This window comes from Alcanivorax sp., assembly GCF_014762765.1.
Classification (GTDB): domain Bacteria; phylum Pseudomonadota; class Gammaproteobacteria; order Pseudomonadales; family Alcanivoracaceae; genus Alcanivorax.
This window is the reverse complement of the sequence record NZ_JABURH010000025.1, coordinates 1-2,878: the sequence shown is the minus strand read 5'-3', so window position 1 is coordinate 2,878 and position 2,878 is coordinate 1. Positions and strand designations below refer to the sequence as shown.

The following is a 2,878-nucleotide window of genomic DNA, read 5'->3' as shown; positions in this document are numbered from 1 at the left end:
CGCAGGCGGGCCATCAGTTCTGCCTGGAGAAGGTGCAGGGGGTCCGTGTAAGGGTCGCGGACACGGATGGACCAGCGCATCACCGGGTTGTTGTCCAGCAAGTCTTCGCGGCCGGTGAGCGCAGACAAGGCATTCACCGTGCCGGTGAGCCGCTCGCGTAACACCTCTCCCAGGCGGGCAAGATCCGCGTCGTCCCCTGCCAGGCGCTGCTCATACCAGGCGGCCACGCGCAGATCAGCCTTGGCCAGCACCATCTCCAGCATGTCTACCACGCCCTGAAAGAAAGGCCACTGCGCTACCATCTCCTGCACCGTGCCACTCTGGTCCGGATCTGCCTGAGCCGCCTCCAGCGCCGCCCCGGTGCCCAGCCAGGCAGGCAACATCAAACGGATCTGGGTCCAGGCGAACACCCAGGGGATGGCACGCAGGGAGCTGATGCCGGCATCCTTTTTTCGCCGCGCCGGGCGGCTGCCCAGGGCCAGCCGGGACAGCTCGGTCTCCGGGGTAACCGTGCGCAAATAACGCACCAGCTCCGGCTCCTCCTGGACCACGCTGCGGTAGCCGGCCACGGAGACGTCGGTGAGCGTCTGCATCTGTTCCCGCCATTGCGGTTTCGCCGCCCGGGGGGGCAACAGGGTGGCTTCCAGGGTGGCGGCCACATATTGCGCCAGGTTGAACACGGCCACCGCCGGGCGACCGTATTTGAAGCGGATCACTTCCCCCTGTTCGGTGACACGAATGCGCCCGGCCACGGAGCCCGGCGGCTGGGACAGCAACGCCATGCGGGTGGGCGAGCCTCCCCGGGAAATGGAACCACCCCGGCCATGGAACAGGGTCAGTGGAATCTGGTGCTCGGCAAACAGGGCGGTGAGCTTTTCCTGGGAGCGGTACTGGGCCCAGGCGGCGCCGAGAAAGCCGGCATCCTTGGCGGAGTCGGAATAGCCGATCATCACTTCCTGGCCCCCGGCCACTCGCTGCCGATAGAACGGCACCGCCAACAGGGCCGACATGGTGTCCTCGGCGTTGTCCAGGTCATCCAGGGTTTCAAACAACGGCACCACGCGCATGGGCTCGCTGACCCCGGCGATTTTCTGCAGCAGCATCACCGCCAGCACATCCGAGGGGGCCCGGGCCATGGAGATCACATAGGCGCCCAGCCCTTCACTGCCCTGCTCGGCAATCACCCGGCAGGTGGCCAGCACTTCTGCCACCTCGTCGCTGCATTCCTCACTGCGGTAAAAACCGTCATCAATCAACGGGCGACGGGCCTGCAGCTCCTCAACCAGGAAAGCCTGCTTGCGCTCCTCCGGCCAGTCCGCGTAGCTGCCCAGCTCCAGATAGCGGGTCACCGCATCCACCGCATCACGATGACGGGTGGATTCCTGGCGAATATCCAGACAGAGCAAGGTAATACCGAAGCAGTTGAGCCGGCGCAGGGTGTTTTTCAGGTCGCCGTCGGCGATATCGCCCAGCCCGACTGCACGCAGGGAGCGGTCGATCAGTTGCAGGGGAGCCAGCAGCTCTTCGCGCTGCAGGAAGCCCTCACCTTCCGGCACCGGCAGGTTTTCTACCCGCGCTTCCATCTGTCGGCGGGTCAGCTTCAACCGCTGCCGCACCTGGCGCAGAATCACGCGATAGGGCTCGTGGCTAGGGCCGGTTTCGCCCAGCAATTCCTCGCTGGCCGCTTCCATGGACAGGTCTGCCAGCAGGTTTTCCACATCGCGCAGGTACAGGTCTGCGGCCATCCAGCGGGCCAGCAGCAGCACTTCCCGGGTTACCGGCGCGGTCACATTGGGATTACCGTCCCGGTCACCCCCCATCCACGAGGCCAGCTTCACCGGCGCCCAGTCCGCCGGCGGCTGAGGCAGGTCCTGCTCCGCCAGCTCCCGCTCCAGTTGCCGCACCATTTCCGGGACCGCCTGCCACAGGGATTGCTCAATGGTGGCGAAACCCCATTTGGCCTCGTCCACCGGGGTGGGCCGTTCACGGCGAATCTCATCGGTGCTCCAGGCGGCGAGGATCAAGCGGTAGAGCTTCTCGCGACGAAAGGCCAGCTCGTCATCGGTCAGATCCGGCCGGTCCAGCTCACCGAGCAGGTCCGCCATCTGGTCGTATTTGCGGATCAGGGTTCGGCGGGTCACTTCAGTAGGGTGGGCAGTGAGCACCAGCTCCACGGACAGGTCTTGCAGGGTGCCGTCGATCACATCAGCGCTTATCTGCTCCTGTTGCAGGCGCTGCAGCACATTGGCGAGACCCTGATCACCACCGGGATCCCCGGGGTAACGCTGGTGCTGACGGTGCAGGCGTTCACGGTGATGCTGTTCGGCAATGTTGCTCAGATTGAGAAACTGGCTGAAGGCCCGGGCCACTTCCAGCAGGGTGGCGTCATCCAGGGGGGAGAGCAGATCGCGCAGGGAAGACAATGCTGCACCTTGCTCGCCACGGGTAGTGACCGAGGCTTTGCGGATGGTTTCGATGGTCTGGTAGAGATCGTCACCGGCTTGCTGACGCAGACACTGGCCCAGCAAGTCCCCCAATAAACGCACATCATCTCTCAGGGGCGTATTGACACTGTTATCCACTGTGGCTCCTTCATAACTGCCGAACGGTATCGCCTTTTATGCCTGAGCACATTCGCCTTGGCCATGACAACCGCAAAAAAACGCATTTTTAACAAGATTAGCGTGCATCACATCTTTATTCCCGGAGGGCCCTGACGCAACATAGGCGGCTCAGTTACCGGGGATCGATGAATCATGACGACTTCCAGCCGTATCACCTCGGATCAGGGTGTGGTGATCATGCAGTACCTGGCCCGGGCCCTGTTTGCCGCCCTGGCCGTGATTTATTTCCATCACGCGGACAGCTTCTTCTTTGC

General features: G+C 63.5%; 1 protein-coding gene. It reads right to left on the bottom strand.

What is annotated here, in order from left to right:
* Positions 1-2,582, bottom strand: a 2,582-nt coding sequence (ppc, locus tag HUJ17_RS00920; RefSeq protein ID WP_290508940.1) for a phosphoenolpyruvate carboxylase, incomplete at its 3' end; no start/stop codon positions are given.
* Between the last annotated feature and the right edge of the window lie 296 nt (positions 2,583-2,878).